The sequence below is a fragment of the SAR202 cluster bacterium genome (assembly GCA_016872355.1).
Taxonomy (GTDB): domain Bacteria; phylum Chloroflexota; class Dehalococcoidia; order Lucifugimonadales; family VGZY01; genus VGZY01.
Genome location: VGZY01000021.1, coordinates 24,609 through 40,974, shown reverse-complemented (window position 1 = coordinate 40,974; position 16,366 = coordinate 24,609). Strand labels below are relative to the sequence as shown.

The window sequence follows — 16,366 nt, the reverse complement described above, 5'->3', positions numbered from 1 at the left end:
ACAGTGTGCTGTGCTTCCGATACCAGCGGACAGTGGCCGCGGATAACACGGTGAGCTTTGGTGGAGAGGACCTGCAGATCGAGCCTGACAGCGAGCGGAGCACATACGCCAGGGCGACCGTAGAGGTACAGGAGCGGCTGGACGGGCGCATCGTGGTCATGCACAAGGGGCGTGAGCTGGCCAGCACGGTTGCTCCCCTGAGGCCCGCAGTCCTGCGAGCAAGGCGAAGAAAAGCTCAGGCGGGCAAGCGAGGAGAGGGGCGTGCTGGAGACGGGTCCGTCTCCAGCACGCCCCTCTCCACGCCCAAGGATCGAAAGCCGGGTCCAGATCACCCTTGGAGATCGAGACTGATTCAACCAAAACCAGTCGTACTGACAAAATCACTGAGCAGTAAGACTGACAAAGTCATTGAGCATTGACAGCTAGGCAGCGTTGTTGAGTAAGCGACATCGCGGAATGTCGATTGCCACTCGCTACGGTAGTGATTGACGGAGGTGACATATGCCACCAAAGTACAAGCCCGGCCAGATAGCCCCAGACTCTGGTCAATATCCTGTGGTTGGACCACGGGGCGGCGACCAGGGCAGGGAAGTCACGGTTGTTCGGGGGGAGCCGTTTCCCCCGACGCCCAAACCTGGCATGGGTTACGGAAAGCCTGACAAGACAAAGCACAACGGCAAAGTCTAGTTAGGTGCGTGCGGATGGGGCGTTTACCGCCCCATCCGCATTAGAGCTCAATGCATATTGGTTTACGAATCCCTGTTGCGACAAGGTTCTTGAACAATCCATAAAGAGAATCCACGTGAAGGCATTTGGTGTATCCATCCTGATCGCCAGTAGTCTAGTCGCACTAGTGGCTGGCTTTGGGTTTCAAAACGTCCCGTTTACCGTAGGTGGACTAGTTTTTGCGTTTATCGGCGCCTTCGTTTTTGCAAAGGGCGGTGAATAACAGCCCTACGTAGTCAATTGGCGGAGCGAGAAGGAATAGCTACCAACAGCCTGGTCCCCTTGATGTTCTTGGGTAAGGGGCAATTCTTAACAATGTGCCCCTTACCGATCCTTACTCCCTCCTTCCGGCGCGCGGGCCGTCTGCTCGCGCGATGGGCTGAAGATGAAGGCGCACTTGCGGCAGCGGAAGCACACGTTGTCCTCCTCCCTCAATCGCCCGAGACGGCTGGTGCGGGCGTCGCCGCAACGCGGGCACACCGCGCCGCCGGGGCCGCCTGCCATTGTCTCCATCTCCGCCGGCAGGCTGGCGAGCGCATCCGAGCGCCCTGTGAGCACCCGCGGGCCGGGGTATGCTACCTCCGGCCTGTTAACGCGCTGGATACATTTGACATCCTCTGAAAATGTTGAGTCCACATCCCCGCCGCACCTTGGACAGGACCTGAACAGGATCACGATGTTCCCCTCCATCATCCGCGGCCGTCACAGAACGCGACTCCGCAGCGATACCTTATGAGACCCCCGGAAATTTAGAACAGGGCCGCCGAACTAGCACACATGTTCGGCCCACAGGTCAATTATGGTGCCTGTAACGCGGGGGGTCAACGAGGGTATTTACCTATACAGGTAGCTATGAAAATTCCAGAACAGGCCTGCAACTGAGGAAGAGGGGGAAGTGAAACAGGGCCACCCGCCACGGGTGGCCCTGCTTATAGAACGACGCAGATCAGACTATTTGCCGCTGATCGTAATGCCCGCCAGCTCTTCGAGGTAGTTAGCGATGGCGGAGTGGTCGGAATCGCCCTTGCCCTTCGTCATGAGCGCCGTGATCATCTGCTGAACGGCCGCCGTGACGGGGAGGGAGACGCCGAGCTCCTTGCCGGTCAGAAGGGCGTTGTGGAGGTCCTTCTGGTGGAGGCGGATGCGGAAGCCGGGCTTGAAATTGCCGGAGATCATCATCGGCGCTTTGGCGTTCATGACCGTGCTGCCGGCCAGGCCGCCCTTGATCGCCTCGAACACGACCTGAGGGTCCAGGCCGGCCTTCTTGACCAGCACCATCGCTTCGGCGAGCGCCTCGATGTTGGCCGCGACGATGATCTGGTTGGCGAGCTTGGTGGTGTTGCCCGCGCCGTACCCGCCGCAGAGGACGACGCTCGCGCCCATGCACTTCAGGAATGCGACGTTCTGCTCGAATACTTCGCCCTTGCCGCCGACCATGATAGCCAGCGTGCCGTCGATCGCCTTTGGCTCGCCGCCGCTCACGGGCGCGTCCAGGAAGTTCACGCCCTTCGCCTCGCACGCCTTCGCAATCTTCTGCGAGGAGATGGGCGCGATGGAACTCATATCGATGACCGTAAGGCCCTTCTTGGCCCCTTCCAGCACGCCGCCCTCGCCCATGATCGCCTTCTCGGCGTCGGCAGAGTCAGGCACCATCGTGACGACTATGTCCGACCCTGCCGCAACGGCCTTCGAAGATGCCGCCGACTTTGCGCCGGCGGTCTCGAGCTCCTTGACGCTCGCGGGGTTGATATCGAAAACGGTCACGGCGTAGCCGGCCTTGATGAGGTTCTTGGCCATGGACCTGCCCATGATGCCGAGGCCGATAAATCCAACCTTCTTGTCTGGCATTGGAACTCCTTTTGCATGTCGTCTTGCGAAGAATTATAGAGAATGGGTGTGTACCGTCAAGTGACGAGCTTCCTGGTGCTTCACGGTGCGGGTATCATTGATTTGAAGAGCCCGTCTCAATGGAGCAAATATGCACTCAATCTCACGTCTGTTTATCGCTGTCGCCGGCCTGGTTCTCGCGGTTTCATCTGCTGCCTGCGGCGGGAGCGGCGCCGGCGCCACGCCCACCTCTCCGGCGGCGGCCCAGCCGACGCCCACCTTCTCCGTGGGCGAGACGCGTGAGGCCCCCGCGCCGATTGAGAACCTGCAGGTGAACATCAATGAAAGCAACCCGCCCGGGTACTTTCTTCACGTTCTGTCCGGGCTTCCCAACGGCTGCATCACCTTCGCAGGGTACGAGGTATCGCAGGGACCGACCGATTCGTTCTCCATCACCGTGCTGAACAACGAGCCGGTGGACCGGAACATCGCGTGCGACCTCCGGTACGGGACTGTGGGCCACGACATCTCGCTGGGCACGCTCCAGGCTGGCAAGACCTAAACGTTCATAGTCAACGGTTCGCCGTACACCTATGTGGCCCTGGCTTCAGGCAGCTCCGAGCCGGTTGCCACTGACCTCACGGTACCGGCGGGTGAGACATTCGAGTTGAAGGTGGGGCAGGCCGCTGTTGTTGAAGGCGGCGGCATCAGGGTAAAATTCGAGGAGGTGCTGGAAGACTCCCGCTGTCCGATGGGGACGCAGTGTGTTTCCGTAGGTCAGGCGATGGTGCAGGTGTCGGCGCACCGCGGCGCAAGCTCGCTAGGGGGGCAGGCGCTGGTGCTGAAGCCCGACCCGACGGAGGAGTCGCGCTGGAGCGTCGGCGGGTACATGATCGAGGTGCTGGCGCTTAACTCGTACCCCGGCACGAGCATCGGCGACCCGGTGTACGTCGGGACATTCAGGACGGTGCTTCAGGGGCAGTAGGGTACGGTAGTCAGCAGTCAGCAGTCGGCAGTCAGCAGTCAGCAGTGAGTCAGGCAAACAGCCGCTGCGGGCAGCGGCCGGGTGAATAAGAGGGAAGGCATATGGCGCGGTCGCCGAAGGTTGTAGACGTCAAGTGGGAAGGCGGGTACCGGTTCACTTCGGCGGACGCCTTCGGCCACACCATCCAGGTGGACGCGCCGATAGAGAAGGGCGCGCCATTCACGGCGTTCAAGCCCGGGGAGCTCATGCTTACCGCGCTGGCTGCCTGCACAGGAATTGACGTGGTCAACATCCTCAACAAGCAGCGTCACGAGATGACGGGCATGTCCGTGAAGGCGACGGGCCAGCAGCAGGAAGACCCGCCGTGGACGTACAGGGCGATTCACCTCGAGTATACGATCTCCGGGCGCGAAATCGACCCCGACCACGTGGAGCGGGCGATACAGCTATCTGAAGAGAAGTACTGTTCCATTGGCTCTACGTTGAGCGGCAAGGCGCAGATAACGCACTCGTTCCAGATTGTGGATAGCGTGTGAGGTTTCCGCAGAGGCCATATCTTTGTAGGGGCGCACAGCTGTGCGCCCGGCCCCGATGGTTTCAACAAAGGTAGTCGTAGGCCAGACACGGGCGCACTGCTGTGCGCCCCTACGATGTAACGGAACATGCATCACACCACAAACACAACAGGGGGCCCCGGAATTCCGGGACCCCCTGTTGTTATCGGCCGAGACCCGCTTCTGCTACCTCACATCAACCCTGGTCTCGGCGGTGAGCCGGCCGTAGGTGAAGGACACTACGTACGTGCCGGTCCTGTCATATGTGTGCTCCATTGCGAACTCGCGCGGCATCTTTACGTCCGGGCTCCACACGATGCACGCGGGAATGGCGGCCTCGCCCTTTCCGTCCCCGAACTTCCACTCCCAGCCGTTGCAGTACAGCTCCTGGTCGTTGTCCGCCCCGCCCACGATGACGGCCGTGAACTTGTAGGTCCGCGCCTTGCCGGCGACGGCCTCGGCCCTGAGCGTCATAACGTGCTGCGAGACCACATCGCCGCCCGCCCGGTAGGCGGAGAAGCCCGCCACCGGCGTTGTTGCGCCCGTCGTCGTGCCCGGGTACGGGTCCAGCGACACAAGCTGCAGGTTGAACTCCTCGATGATGACGTTCGCATTCGTGTTGTCGCCTTCGAGAATCAGCTCATACTCTCCGCGGTCCATGCCGTTGTAGGTGACCTGCACCTTCACCCGCACGCGGCCGGCCCAGACGCAGACTACGTTGGCCGGGCACCGGGAGTCTTTCAGGACCTCGATGAACTTGATCTGCAGCTTGCCGTCCGGCGTCAGCTTGACGCTCTCGCCAGGCTTGACCGTCACCTGCGGCTTTACCTCCGCGCCCGGCTTCAGGACGATGACCGTCGCTGTGTGCTTGGGCTGCGCGCCCTGCCACGTGCCGGGGTACGGGTTCAGCTCCATCAGCTTGACGACGTAGTCGCCGACCTTCAACGTGCCCTTGCTGTCGATTGCGCCGGTCAGCACCAGCTCGTGCTGCGAGACGACGCCGTTTACCGTGATTTCAACCAGGACCTTCGCCTCGCCCTGCTGTATGCACATTGCGTTGGCCGGGCAGCGCGAGTCCGAGAGGACCTTTACAACCTCGACCAGGATGTTGCCGCCGTCCACAGCTATAACCGACCCGACGCCGATCCAGAGCGGCTCGTTGATGCTGCCGCGGCCGGGCTTGCCGTCCGTGGTCTCGGGCCAGTCCGCGGGCTTGCCGCCGACGAACGTCTGCTCGACGCCGTTGACGCTCACCGTATAAGTCTTGCCCTGCTCGAAATTGCTCCCCAGGTTGACGCCGATCTGCTTCGTGCCGTAGATCATCGTGCACGCCACATTCGGGTCGCTGGGCATATAGTTTGTTACCGTGATGTTGATCCTGTCGCCGTCGAGCTCAACCATGTACCCGCCGAACTGGGCGCACCCGCTGGGCAGCCCGGCAAGTATGTTCACCAGGAACTGCGGGGGCATCGACTTGAGCATCGCGATAGTGACCTCGTCGATGGGGGCGAGGACAGGCTTGCGCTCGCCCGCCTTCTCGGGGTCAATGCTTCCCTCGCTGGTCAGCTTGTGGTCCGCGCCGTTCACGTTCACCGTGTAGCTCGTGCCCGCCGTGAAGTTCTTCCCCAGCGGGATGAGCAGCTCGTTGTACCGGTATTCGCGTGTGCATGCCACGGGGCCGACCGGCTCGGTATTCTTGACGATTACCGTGATCACTGCGCCGTCGCGGGTGATCTCGAAGTGGCTGTACTGCGCGCAGCCGCCCGGCAGTCCGGCGACGACCTGCAGGTAGTACGCGCCGTCAGCGTCCCTCACGACCTTGACGCTCTCGATGGGCGCCTGGACCTCTTGCCGGTCCTGCTGCTCGCCCTGGCCCGGCGTAACCGGTGGGGCGCAGCGGACGTTCGGCGCGATGGCCTGCAGGTCATGGAGCTGGCCGTTGATATTGAACTGGTAGACCGAGCAGACCTCGATGTCGCCGCCCAGGTCGATCCTCGTCTCGTGTGAGCCGTAGACCTCGGCGCAGGCCGCGTCTGCGGGCGCGGTCCTCTTGTTGTATACCTTGACGACGCGGACGCCGTCCACAATCTCCATTGTGTGATTGTCGAATGCGTAGCACGCGTTGGGAATGCCGGAGACGATTACCAGCACGCCCTTACCGTCCTCCACGTCCACGCGGACCTCATCGATGGGGGCGAGGTTCTCATCGCCCTTCGCAACCAGGCGGCCGTCGATCAGCGTGAACGACTTGTCGTTGACCTCGATTGTGTACGCCACGCCGGCCTTGAAGTCGCTCCCCAGGGGTACCATCGACTCGTGGATGCCGTAGATCATCGTGCACATCACGTTGGGGTCGGCCAGCAATGTGTTCGTAACCGTTACCTTGATCGTCTCGCCGGTGCGCGTTACCTGGAAGTCCTTGAACTTGGCGCAGCCGCTTGGCAGGCCGGACTTGATGCTGAGCGAGTACTGCGGGGGCAGCGACTCGCGGGTCACAAGGGTAACCTCGTCAATGGGCGCTGGGACATCCTTTACTGCCGCTGGCGCTGTGGCCGTTGGCGTCGGGACCGTTGCCGGGGTGGATACCGGCGTTGGGGACCCGCTCACCTGGTCGCTGGGAGCGGCGGGCGTATTGGTGGCACACGCCATTCCCTCTATTGCGAGCGCGCCCACCACAATGGGGGCTGCTATCTTCTTAAGGCTAAACATTTCCGAACTCCTTGGTCTGATACTGGTTCTTGGTGCTTCCCGACACTGAGAGCGGCCTTCACCTGTCCCGGAGCGGACATCCTCTCACGTTGGAGAGGGGGACCAGACGAAGCCCGCTCAACCCGCTCACAGTTAATGACGGCGGACATGCGGAAAAGGTTCCGACGGGTTTCGACGGGTCGCATGTCGCACGCGAATCGTGACTTCCGTATCGGCAATAACTTACAATCTAATTGATTGGGTTTTGCAGACAGGAGGTAAACCGATGGCGATGCGCAAGCGAGGCTTCGGGCGGGACCCGGAGCTCATGATCAGAATGGGCTTCACCATGATCATGCTGGCCCTGCTCTACGTGGCGTTCATGGGGCTGCTCTTCTGGGCAGGCATCCCGTGGATGTTTATCCTCATAATCGCGGTCGGCATGTCGTTCTTCCAGTACTTCATGTCCGACAAGCTGGTTATGTGGTCCACGGGCGCGCGTGAGGTGACTCCGCAACAGGAGCCGAGGCTCCACGCGATGATCGAAAGGCTGGCGGCGATGGCGGACATGCCCAAGCCGAAGCGGATTGCGGTGATGGACACGCACGTCCCGAACGCCTTCGCGACGGGCCGCAACCCCAAGAACGCAGTGGTAGCCGTCACGCGCGGCCTGATGAGCAGGCTGAGCGAGGCCGAGGTTGAGGCGGTGCTGGGCCACGAGCTTTCGCACGTGCGCAACCGCGACGTGATGGTCATGACCTGGGCGAGCATCATCGTTATCATGGCCGGCTACGTAATGCAGATGATGTTCTGGATGAGCATGTTTGGCGGCTTCGGCGGAGGGCGCAGCAGGGACCGTGAGGGGGGAGGGAACGCGTTCATGGTGATTATTGCGGTATACCTGGGTACGATCCTGATCTACTTCCTGAGCCAGATCGTTATCCTGGCGCTCTCCCGCTACCGCGAGTACGCGGCAGACCGCGGCGGCGCAATCCTCACCGGCGCGCCGATGCAGCTTGCATCCGCGCTGCAGAAGATCGCGAGCGACATGTACCGCATACCGGAGCGCGACCTGCGCCAGGTGGAGCACGCGAACGCGTTCTTCATCGTCAACGCGCTCAAAGGCGACTCCATAGCTTCGCTCTTCTCCAGCCACCCGCCGGTGGAAAAGCGGGTGGAGCGCCTCCGCCGCATCCAGATGGCGATGGAGCGGGGCGGGAGATAAGACAGTTAATCGCAAAGAACGCAAAGGACGCAAAGTTAAGGCAACAGAGGTTTTGGAACGACGCAGTCTCTAGTCTTAACTCTGCGCTCTGTGCGTACTCTGCGATTAATCTTTTCCGGAGGTTCCATTGGGGATGTTAGGGGTTATTTTCGGGAAGAACAACAAGGTCAAGAAGGCGAACCGCGAGCACTTCTTCTCCGCAATAACGGCCGCCGTTTCGCTTGAGGGTCGCACTGACCTTCATCCAACCCGGTACGCAGGTATAGTCTTTCGCCCGGTGGAGAGCAGCTTCTTCTCCAACCTGGAGAAGGAGCTGAAGGACCTTTTAAAGGTCTCCGAGAACGCCACCGGGACACGGTTCGAAGTGAAGGACGACGGACACGGCACCCGCTGGGTGGTGCTGGACGACAAGGACTTCGAGGACCTTGTCTCCACGCTGCACCTGGTGGCGGAGACGATAGTGGAGCACGGCTTCGGCGACAGGCTGCTCGCCTCCGTGCTGCGCTTCGACTTCGAGGGACGCAAGGCGTACTGGATATACAGCATGAAGCGCGGGAAGTTCTACCCCTTCGTGCTCGATGGCGACAACAAGCGGGACAACGCGGCGGAGATGCGCCTAGGGGCGCTCATGGAGAAGGAAAAGATCCCCATGGAGAAGGCCCTCGAAAGCTGGTACGCGCTGTGGGGGATACCGTTCTAGGACGGCAGTCGGCAGTGAGCAGTCAGCAGTCGGTCAGGCAGAAGCAAAAGGCGAAGCGCAGACCGTAGTTCAGAGTGATATTATCTTACGGGCCCCGAAGTCACGGGGCCCGTTACTTTCTCCAGGAGCATGCAATGAGCACACCCCCTCGCGACGCGAAGGCTCCGAAGACTGTAGACCTGCTCGTCACTAACGGAGTGATCGTCACCGTGGACGCGCAGCGGCGCATTCTGATGAACTGCGCGATTGCCGTCGATAAGGGCCGCATTGTGGATGTGGGGCTGGTGCGATCTCTGGAGAGCACGTACTCCGCAAGGCAGAAGATCGACGCGCGCGGCGCGGTGGTGCACCCAGGTTACGTGGACTGCCACGTACACCTGGCGCAGCAGCTGGGGCGGGGGACGATCCCGGATACGTGGCCCGAGGAGAAGGAGCTCACGCAGTGGCTGCCGTACTGGACGAACATGACCGAGGAGGACGGCTACTGCTCTGCCATGCTCTCCTGCCTTGAGATGGTGCGCAACGGCACTACGACGTTTTGCGAGAACGGCGGTCGGTTCAGGTCTGAGCTTACCGCGGAGGTAGCGGACAGGGTGGGCCTTCGCGGCGGGCTGTCCGAGATATGCTGGGACGTGCCTCCGCACGAGTCCGTTTCGATAGGGGATACGGACGCCTGCCTGCGGAGTCTCGAGCGGCAGCTCGACGCGCTCCCTTGCGTCGCCGGCCGCCGGGTGTGGGCCATCGTGGGCATGGCAGGCATGGGCCGCTGCACTGACCGGCTGCTGGTTGAGGCGAAGAAGCTTGCCGAATCGCGCGGCGTGCTGATGGACCTGCACCAGTCGTTCGGGCCGGAGGACGTTTCCGACTACCTGGAGCACACGAAGGGCGTTCCCGCCGCCGCATACCTCGAGCAGCTCGGCGTTCTGGGGCCAGCCACGAAGCTTATCCACATGATCCACGCCGAGGAGATGGAGGTGCCGGTCCTGGCGCGCACGGATACGAGCGTGACCCACTGCCCGGCGGCCTCGCTGCGCGTGGGCATGGGCGTCTCGCGCTTCGGCCGCTTCCCGGAGATGGTGCAGCAGGGGGTGAACGTCACCCTCGGCTCCGATTCCGGCAACTACTCGGACGCCTTTGACATTGGTCACCAGGCGTATCTGGCGACGACCATCCACCGCGAGGCGCGCGGCGTGATGCCCACTATCACGGCAGAGCAGGCTTTCGAGATGGCGACGATCAACGGCGCGAGGGCGATGGGGATAGCGGACGAGCTGGGGTCGATAGAGCCCGGGAAGAAGGCGGACATCGTTATCCAGGACCGCACGCGCCCGGAGTGGCACCCGGGCCTGGACCCGATGAACAGCCTGCTCTACAGCGCCCGCTCCGGTCCGGTGCACACGGTGATTGTGGACGGGGAGATCATCCTCCGCAAGGGCGAGTTCACGCGGGTGGACGCCGAGGCGGAGCTGGCGCGCATAGACAGGGCAGGGCGGTCGCTTTATCGGCGCATGGGGTTCAATATCCAGCACCGCTGGCCGGTGGTGGGGGAGTGAGGGGGAGGGTCTTACTTTAGGCCGTATTTCTCGATGACTTCTTCCAGGCCATCCTTACCGAGCTTCGTCTGCTTTACTCCGAGTATGGCGCCCAGGGTCCCTGTCGGCAGCACTGAATTCTTGTCCGGCACAATCACAGTGCGTGGCAACGATTCTCCGGGATAACGCTTGTGAAAAAAGATTCCGTGCGTTCGCTGACCGCCCCGCGTCCAGCCGTCCTTTTCCAATATTCTGATCATTTGTTTGCCGGTAACATTGCGGCCCAATCACCGGCTCCTCAGGTAGTTGATCCTACAAGCCAGGGCTCAGACTTGGTCTTGTCTGTGCCGCGCCTGGTTGCCACCTCTACCTGCCTGGGTCGCCACATCGGGACGCCCATTTCCTTGAGAAAGTCATCCTCGAACCCCAGGCGCGCGACCTCGTTCAGGTGCAGGTCCACAGCCTCTGCAATTTCCGCCTGAACAGCCTCCAGCGTTTCAGCGTACGTTGAAGTGCCGAGCTCAAGGCACGTGGCCACCCACTGGCCGTCTTCCTGCTTGAACTCGACGGTCAGAGTTATCACTCCAACGAGCTGTTTGTTATCGGTCCTGAGACCAACAAGTGTTTCACGCATCGTTCCGCCTCCTGTGCCCAGTCTATCATTCCGACACGATCCACAGGCTCCCTACATCAGCTCCCGCTTGAAGCTCTCCACCCAGCGCTTCTGGAAGTGCGGGAGGCCGTTGACCTCGATTTCGAGGTCCACCGTCACGTGGAACGCCGTCTCAGTGCTGCGGATGGTGCAGCAGGTGTCTACCGTCGTCACGCCGTCCAGCCGCGCGATCTTGCGAAGGTGCTTGCCGGTGACTACCACGTCCGAGGGGTCGCGGTTGCTCGCCCAGCTCTCGAACTTGTTCTGCGTAGTTACCTCCATCGACTTTCCTGCGCGAGCCTTGAAGGTGAAGTCCAGCCGCAGTCCTGAGCGGTCGTTGAGGAGGTCCGTCACGATCTCCCATGGCACAACGTCAGGCGGCCCGCTGAAGACCGGCGTGGGCGTGGGAGTGTGCGCGAACTTCACCGCGGCGTTGCGCGGCTCCTCGGCCGAGCTGAGGGGGATGACCGGCAGGGTGATGCTGGACGGTCGCGCGGCGTCTCGGTAGAGGGTATTTACGCCCTTGTACGGCGTCGGCCAGTGGTTGGGGTAGTCCGCGCTGCAGACCGACACGCGAATGCGGTGGCCGGCAGGGAAGCGCCACGCCGTGTCGTCAAGGTCGATCTGGAGCTCGTAGACCTCGCCCGGCTTCATCGGCTCGGGACTGGTCATCGACTTCCGCCGCGTGCCGTTGAGGATGCCGTTGCAAATGAGCGCGCTCGTGCCGTCAGGCGCCACGTCCGTCAGGCGCACGACGAACGCCATTACGGGCGCGGTGGAGCTCACGTGTATCCTCGCGACGGGCTGGCCCTGTATCTCCATCGGCTCAGCGAGCGGCTCGGATGTGAAGTTCACCGAGTAGGCCTCGTCGGTGCGCTGGTCGGTCGGCAGCCCGAACGGGATGCCGCCGCTCCACAGGCCGCCGGTGATGCCGACGGTCGGGCGGTACTCGTACACGTCCTTCTGTCCCTTACCCTTGGGCGCTGCGCCGTCCAGCCTGCCGTCCTCGCGCAAGAACAGCTTCATCAGCTGCGCGCCCTCCACCGGCGCATCGTATTCGGCGCGCCAGTAGCCGGTCGTGTCGTGGCGGTCGGCGTCCGGCCTGTCGTACGTCTGCATGTAGTACGTTATCGGCGGCTCGTCCATTACGCCGTTCTTCTCACCCTTGAGCCAGTAGGCGCACCACTTCATGACCTCGTGCAGGTAGTCGATCTGCGGGCCGGGGATGGCTATGTTAGGCCGCGAGTGGTTCCACGGGCCGATGAGCACCTTCTTTGGCGACTTGATGTTGCGGAAGGTGCGCATCGGCGGGTTGGGATAGCCGTCGCGCCAGGCGCCGATCAGGAACGCCGAGCACTTCACTTTGTCGAAGCGCCCTGTCAGGCTGCCCGGACGCCAGTACTCGCCGTCCAGCTGGTGTTTGAGCCACGTAAGCGTATAGGGCGCGTTGTCGCGCAGGTGCTGCTCCCATATCTCCGCCCACCGGTCGCCGCTGTACTCCGGGTAGGGCGGCATAGCGTTCATGCCGACCATCATGGAGCCGTAGAATGCCGTGTCGTAGTAGCACCTGAAGACGCCGCCGCGGTAGTGGCAGTCGTCCGTGTAGCGGTCGTCGGTGAAGACCATCGGTACGATCGTCGTGAGGTGAGGCGGCGCGAGGGCGGCGAGCTGTACCGCAGTGAAGCCGCCGTAGGACGCGCCGAACATTGCGATCTTGCCGGTCGACCAGGGCTGCTTCGCGATCCACTCTATAGCCTCGTAGCAGTCCTGCTGCTCGCGCACCTCGTACTCGTCCACGTTCGTCCCTTCGCTGCTGCCGGTGCCGCGGCAGTCCAGCCGCGCGCCGATGAAGCCGTTTTCTGCGAAGCGGTTGTGGTAGCCGGTGTAGGGGTGAACGTCGTCCTTGCGATAGGGTATGTACTCGAGAATGACGGGCAGGGGATTCTTTTGCCAGTCCGCGCTGTCCGGGATATGCATGTCCATGGCAAGCTTCGTGCCCTCGGACATGGGAATCATGATGTTCTTTATGAAACGCACGCCGTTCTGCGGCGGGAACTCGATTGGCATGGGTGCTCCTGTTCTGAGGTCTCGGCATCAAGAGGCCGTTCAGGGCAATGGTTATCCCTTCGCAACGGCAATCAGCGCCTGGTAGTTGAAGTAGGCGACAGAGTACGCATTGTATGCGGCTTCAAGTGCCTGGTAGAGCGATTGCATCTCATTATAGCGAGGGGTGGAGAGCGTGCACGTCCCCGTCAGGCTGCCGCAGTACTGCAGCCGCTTTTGCTGGTAGGTCTGAAGCTTCTGCAGGTAGTCGGCCTCCTTCGCGTCAAGATCGGCCCGCGCAGCGTTCACCGCGTTCCGCAGCTCCGCGTACTCAGGGCGCACATTTTTGTACAGGTCTATCAGGTAGGAATTGATGCTGGACGACGGCAGCCAGCATCCGTCGTCTTCGTCAGCCGCATCTCCTCTGGTGCGGAAAGAGTACGCGCCGCCCAGCCACCGTATGTCCACTACCCTGTGGGCGACAGGGCCGGAGGTAATACTGCAGTCCGAGGTCGGATAGAAGGAGACTATTGCCCCTAACGTAATATCCTCGGCCTTGAAATTGGACAGCCACAGCGCCTCGTCCAGGCAGGTTATCTTAGGCTCCATGCTGCCTGTGCAGCGGAAGCTGTTCCTGTACGACTGGACGACCAGCGGCCGCCTGCGCTCCTCGAGCTGCGCTATGTCTTGCCGTAGCGAGACGACCTGCGAGTCCAACACAACGACTTCTCCGGCGAGAGTGCTCTTGCGCTTCCCCAGCGTTTCTATCGCACCGATGTCCGCCACAAGGCCGTCGTATTTGACCGCTAGCTCAAGCACCGCCGTTTCGAGAGAGGCCTTCGCCGAAATCAGGTCTGCATTCTCAGTAGATAGGGCGTCACGGGCCTTTATGGCAAGCACGTGTTCTTCTGTAAGGGCTTCGTAGAGAGAGTTGGCCACTTCCAGTTCAATAGTTGCGGAATCGAGGGCCTCTGAAGCTTGCGCCAGTTCGGTCTGAGTCTCGGAGAGCGACGTAGTCAGGGTTGCGTTGGAGGCCACCGCCGCCTGGTGCTCCAGCGCGAGCGCGTCGAATTGCTCAGTAAGCTCCTGGTTCCTGCGCTGTTCAGACGCGATGTCGTCGCGGGCGTCTTGCAGCTCGACGCCGAGCGCCAGATGGTCCGATTCGAGGACGGAATGCGCCGCCTCCAGCCCGGCAAGTTCGCTCCCAAGAGCGTCCAGTTCACCGGCAAGAGCGCGGTTCTCGCCCGTTAGCCTCTCCACCTGGCCGGCCCGCTCTTCGAGTTGTCCGACCAGCTCATCGATCTCTCGTTGCAGGCGGGCGGATTCCGCTGCCAGCGTCGCCTCTGCGCCATCGGCCCGCTGCGTCTCGACTGCAAGCTGCGAGCGAAGGGTCTCCGCTTCCAGCAGCGCAGCCTGGTAGAGCTCCTCGTCCACACCGCAGGCCATGGACAGGGCGCACAAAAGAAGCAGCGGAAACAGCAACAGGCGGGCCATCGTGATTCTCCATCGCGCATACAGACCGGTTGTCCCCGTCACGCCCTCCCTAGCCATCGCGAAAGGCGGCTCTCGCGGAACACGCGCTTCTCCGCGCGCGTCGCCTCGGACGGCGACTGGAATGTCCCTGTCGGCGAAGGGCCGCTGAGGAAGTCCACATCCACGCGGCCCACCGTCCCTTTGCCGAATTCCACATAGCAAGAGCCCTGGCCTTTGTACTCCTCCGGCCCCGGCCCGCCGCTAACCTTCGAAATGATCGACTGGGCAACCACGCGCGCCGCGCCTTCGGCGAAGACGCCTGCTTTCGGCGTTCCCACGCTCGTCACGTCGCCCACGGCGTAAACGCTCGGGAATTTCGTTTCGAGGTTCTTCGGATTGACCGGCACCCACCCATTCACAGTCAGCCCGGCATCGAAGACCGCCCGCGGGACCCTGTGCACGGGTATTCCAAGGAAAAGGTCGTATGGAATCTCTCCGCCGTCCTTGAACGTGGCGACCTTTCTCAATGGGTCCAGCGAGCTCACCAGCTTTCCGGGAACGAACTCGATACCCCTCTCCGCAAAACCGGCCAGAATAGCCTTTGATGCCGCGGGTGAAGGCGGCACGGGGACGCCGAACGGCATCACCACCGATATCTTCGTATTTGAACGTCGGCCGTTGGCAGTGAGATAGTCGTGCAGCAGGAACGCCGCCTCGCTGGGCGCGGGAGGGCACTTGAACGGAGTGGAAGTGACGCCGATTACGGCATGGCCTCGCTCGAACTTCGGCAGGACGTTGCGAAGGGCCGTTGCGCCGGCGACGGAGTAAAACTCGTGGCCGCCTTCAACGAGGCCCGGCGTGGCGGCGGGGTCCACCTCCGCCCCTAGCGCCACGACGAGCACGTCGCCCTCGAACGCGCCGCGGTCCGTCTCCACGCGCCGCGCTGCCGGGTCGAAGGACCGCACGCCAGCCTGTACAAAGCGCACCCCAGGCTTTACCAGCGTCCGGTACGGGTGGCGCGCCTCCGCCGGGGCCGCGCGGCCGAACATTATCTCCAGCTTGGAGAAGCCGAATACAAACGAGTCTTCGCGGTCAATCAGAGTCAGGTCCAGCTTCTTGCCGAGTGCTTCCGACAGCGTCGCCGTCAGCTCCAGCCCGCCGAACCCCGCGCCCAGTACAAGTACTTTCACGGTGTCGCCCTCCTTAGCCTGGCCTTGCCCTGTTCCGTGCCACCAGGTCCTTCGCGCTGTTGAGCACCATGTTGGTGGCGCGCTCCACGGATATGAGGTCCTTGCCGAAGTATATTTTCCTCGCGACTCCGCAGCCTTCTTCACGCGGTCGGAGAACTCCTTCACCTTGGGGTGCGTGAGCTGGCCCGTGACGCCGATAGACAGTGAGTAGTCCGCCGGGCCCACATAGTAGCCGTCTATCCCCGGGACGGACATAATCTCTTCGAGGTTCTTTTCCGCCTCGACGCTCTCCAGGAAGGCGCAAACGAATATCTCGGAGTTGAGCTGGTTGAGCATGTCCGCCGTGCCAACGTCCGCATAGCCTATCGCCCTCGGAGCGCCGCCCGTGCCGCGCCTGCCGATGGGAGGGTAGCGGCAGGCGTTCACAAGCTGCTGCGCGTCCGCCTTGTTCTGGATGTCCGGGCCCAGTATCCGCTGAACGCCGCGGTCCAGGTACGTCTGGATGGTGCCGTACCCAATATCCGGCACCCGGGCGATTGTAGACATCCCGTGCGCCTCGGCGATGCGGCACATGCTGTCCAACTCGCCGGGTGAGAATATCCCGTGCTCGCCATCGAACATGACCACATCCACCCCGGCCAGGCCAAGCAGCTCAACAAAGATCTCCGAGGGGAAGTACATCTGGACGATGGCTTACCGGCGCGCATGGATGCGAGGTGGCTGTTCTTGCGAATGGGCATATGGGACCTCCTGGCGGCAAGATGGTGGTGA

General features: G+C 62.2%; 15 protein-coding genes. 7 read left to right on the top strand and 8 right to left on the bottom strand.

Annotation, left to right across the window (positions count from 1 at the left end; genetic code table 11):
• The first annotated feature begins 501 nt into the window (after positions 1-501).
• On the top strand, positions 502-687 hold the full coding sequence (locus FJ319_06590; protein ID MBM3933954.1) for a YjzC family protein: 186 nt from the start codon (positions 502-504) through the stop codon (positions 685-687).
• 363 nt (positions 688-1,050) lie between these two features.
• Here the strand turns inward: FJ319_06590 and FJ319_06585 are convergent, their stop codons facing one another.
• Together FJ319_06585 and FJ319_06580 are read right to left on the bottom strand one after the other, a co-directional pair.
• Positions 1,051-1,401: a hypothetical protein gene (locus FJ319_06585; GenBank protein MBM3933953.1), complete on the bottom strand. Its 351-nt coding sequence runs from the start codon at positions 1,399-1,401 to the stop codon at positions 1,051-1,053.
• A 276-nt stretch (positions 1,402-1,677) separates the two neighbouring features.
• The gene (locus FJ319_06580) at positions 1,678-2,574 is read right to left on the bottom strand and encodes a 2-hydroxy-3-oxopropionate reductase (GenBank protein ID MBM3933952.1); all 897 of its coding nucleotides are present in this window, start codon (positions 2,572-2,574) and stop codon (positions 1,678-1,680) included.
• Between the two features lie 130 nt (positions 2,575-2,704).
• Here FJ319_06580 and FJ319_06575 point away from each other — a divergent pair, with 130 nt between their 5' ends.
• The 3 genes from FJ319_06575 to FJ319_06565 all read left to right on the top strand — a co-directional run bounded on the left by FJ319_06575 (position 2,705) and on the right by FJ319_06565 (position 4,074).
• Entirely contained in the window at positions 2,705-3,115 is a 411-nt protein-coding gene (locus FJ319_06575) for a hypothetical protein (GenBank protein ID MBM3933951.1), read from the top strand.
• A gap of 33 nt (positions 3,116-3,148) precedes the next feature.
• The gene (locus FJ319_06570) at positions 3,149-3,538 is read left to right on the top strand and encodes a hypothetical protein (GenBank protein MBM3933950.1); all 390 of its coding nucleotides are present in this window, start codon (positions 3,149-3,151) and stop codon (positions 3,536-3,538) included.
• A 101-nt stretch (positions 3,539-3,639) separates the two neighbouring features.
• Positions 3,640-4,074 carry an OsmC family protein gene (locus FJ319_06565; protein ID MBM3933949.1) on the top strand — a complete coding sequence of 145 codons (435 nt, stop codon included), beginning with the start codon at positions 3,640-3,642 and terminating at the stop codon, positions 4,072-4,074.
• Positions 4,075-4,278: 204 nt separating this feature from the next.
• Here FJ319_06565 and FJ319_06560 read toward each other — a convergent pair whose 3' ends face one another.
• A complete protein-coding gene (locus tag FJ319_06560) occupies positions 4,279-6,801 on the bottom strand; it encodes a hypothetical protein (protein ID MBM3933948.1) in 2,523 nt (840 codons plus the stop codon).
• A gap of 271 nt (positions 6,802-7,072) precedes the next feature.
• Between FJ319_06560 and htpX the strand changes: the two genes are divergently transcribed.
• The 3 genes from htpX (at position 7,073) to FJ319_06545 (ending at position 10,258) form a co-directional block, all read left to right on the top strand.
• Positions 7,073-8,005 carry a zinc metalloprotease HtpX gene (gene htpX, locus FJ319_06555; protein ID MBM3933947.1) on the top strand — a complete coding sequence of 311 codons (933 nt, stop codon included), beginning with the start codon at positions 7,073-7,075 and terminating at the stop codon, positions 8,003-8,005.
• A 133-nt stretch (positions 8,006-8,138) separates the two neighbouring features.
• Positions 8,139-8,705, top strand: coding sequence for a hypothetical protein (locus FJ319_06550; GenBank protein ID MBM3933946.1), 567 nt, complete (start codon positions 8,139-8,141; stop codon positions 8,703-8,705).
• A gap of 134 nt (positions 8,706-8,839) precedes the next feature.
• A complete protein-coding gene (locus FJ319_06545; protein ID MBM3933945.1) occupies positions 8,840-10,258 on the top strand; it encodes an amidohydrolase family protein in 1,419 nt (472 codons plus the stop codon).
• 11 nt (positions 10,259-10,269) lie between these two features.
• On the opposite strand, the gene FJ319_06540 is transcribed toward FJ319_06545, so the two are convergent.
• From FJ319_06540 to FJ319_06520, 5 genes are read right to left on the bottom strand one after another with little or no spacing between them, the layout of a single operon-like run.
• Positions 10,270-10,524, bottom strand: coding sequence for an addiction module toxin, HicA family (locus FJ319_06540; GenBank protein ID MBM3933944.1), 255 nt, complete (start codon positions 10,522-10,524; stop codon positions 10,270-10,272).
• Positions 10,525-10,535: 11 nt separating this feature from the next.
• Positions 10,536-10,871, bottom strand: coding sequence for a hypothetical protein (locus FJ319_06535; GenBank protein MBM3933943.1), 336 nt, complete (start codon positions 10,869-10,871; stop codon positions 10,536-10,538).
• Between the two features lie 51 nt (positions 10,872-10,922).
• Positions 10,923-12,956 (bottom strand): CocE/NonD family hydrolase, encoded by a 2,034-nt coding sequence (locus FJ319_06530; protein ID MBM3933942.1) that lies wholly within the window; start codon positions 12,954-12,956, stop codon positions 10,923-10,925.
• Between the two features lie 51 nt (positions 12,957-13,007).
• Positions 13,008-14,426: a hypothetical protein gene (locus FJ319_06525; GenBank protein MBM3933941.1), complete on the bottom strand. Its 1,419-nt coding sequence runs from the start codon at positions 14,424-14,426 to the stop codon at positions 13,008-13,010.
• Positions 14,427-14,464: 38 nt separating this feature from the next.
• On the bottom strand, positions 14,465-16,276 hold the full coding sequence (locus FJ319_06520; GenBank protein ID MBM3933940.1) for a hypothetical protein: 1,812 nt from the start codon (positions 16,274-16,276) through the stop codon (positions 14,465-14,467).
• Positions 16,277-16,366 lie beyond the last annotated feature (90 nt).

Excerpts from the sequence above, each read along its gene's own strand:
- FJ319_06590 (MBM3933954.1), top strand. The coding sequence starts at position 502 with ATGCCACCAAAGTACAAGCCCGGCCAGATAGCCCCAGACTCTGGTCAA.
- FJ319_06580 (MBM3933952.1), bottom strand. The coding sequence starts at position 2,574 with ATGCCAGACAAGAAGGTTGGATTTATCGGCCTCGGCATCATGGGCAGG.
- FJ319_06575 (MBM3933951.1), top strand. The coding sequence starts at position 2,705 with ATGCACTCAATCTCACGTCTGTTTATCGCTGTCGCCGGCCTGGTTCTC.
- FJ319_06565 (MBM3933949.1), top strand. The coding sequence starts at position 3,640 with ATGGCGCGGTCGCCGAAGGTTGTAGACGTCAAGTGGGAAGGCGGGTAC.
- FJ319_06560 (MBM3933948.1), bottom strand. The coding sequence starts at position 6,801 with ATGTTTAGCCTTAAGAAGATAGCAGCCCCCATTGTGGTGGGCGCGCTC.
- htpX (MBM3933947.1), top strand. The coding sequence starts at position 7,073 with ATGCGCAAGCGAGGCTTCGGGCGGGACCCGGAGCTCATGATCAGAATG.
- FJ319_06550 (MBM3933946.1), top strand. The coding sequence starts at position 8,139 with ATGTTAGGGGTTATTTTCGGGAAGAACAACAAGGTCAAGAAGGCGAAC.
- FJ319_06545 (MBM3933945.1), top strand. The coding sequence starts at position 8,840 with ATGAGCACACCCCCTCGCGACGCGAAGGCTCCGAAGACTGTAGACCTG.
- FJ319_06535 (MBM3933943.1), bottom strand. The coding sequence starts at position 10,871 with ATGCGTGAAACACTTGTTGGTCTCAGGACCGATAACAAACAGCTCGTT.
- FJ319_06530 (MBM3933942.1), bottom strand. The coding sequence starts at position 12,956 with ATGCCAATCGAGTTCCCGCCGCAGAACGGCGTGCGTTTCATAAAGAAC.
- FJ319_06525 (MBM3933941.1), bottom strand. The coding sequence starts at position 14,426 with ATGGCCCGCCTGTTGCTGTTTCCGCTGCTTCTTTTGTGCGCCCTGTCC.
- FJ319_06520 (MBM3933940.1), bottom strand. The coding sequence starts at position 16,276 with ATGTACTTCCCCTCGGAGATCTTTGTTGAGCTGCTTGGCCTGGCCGGG.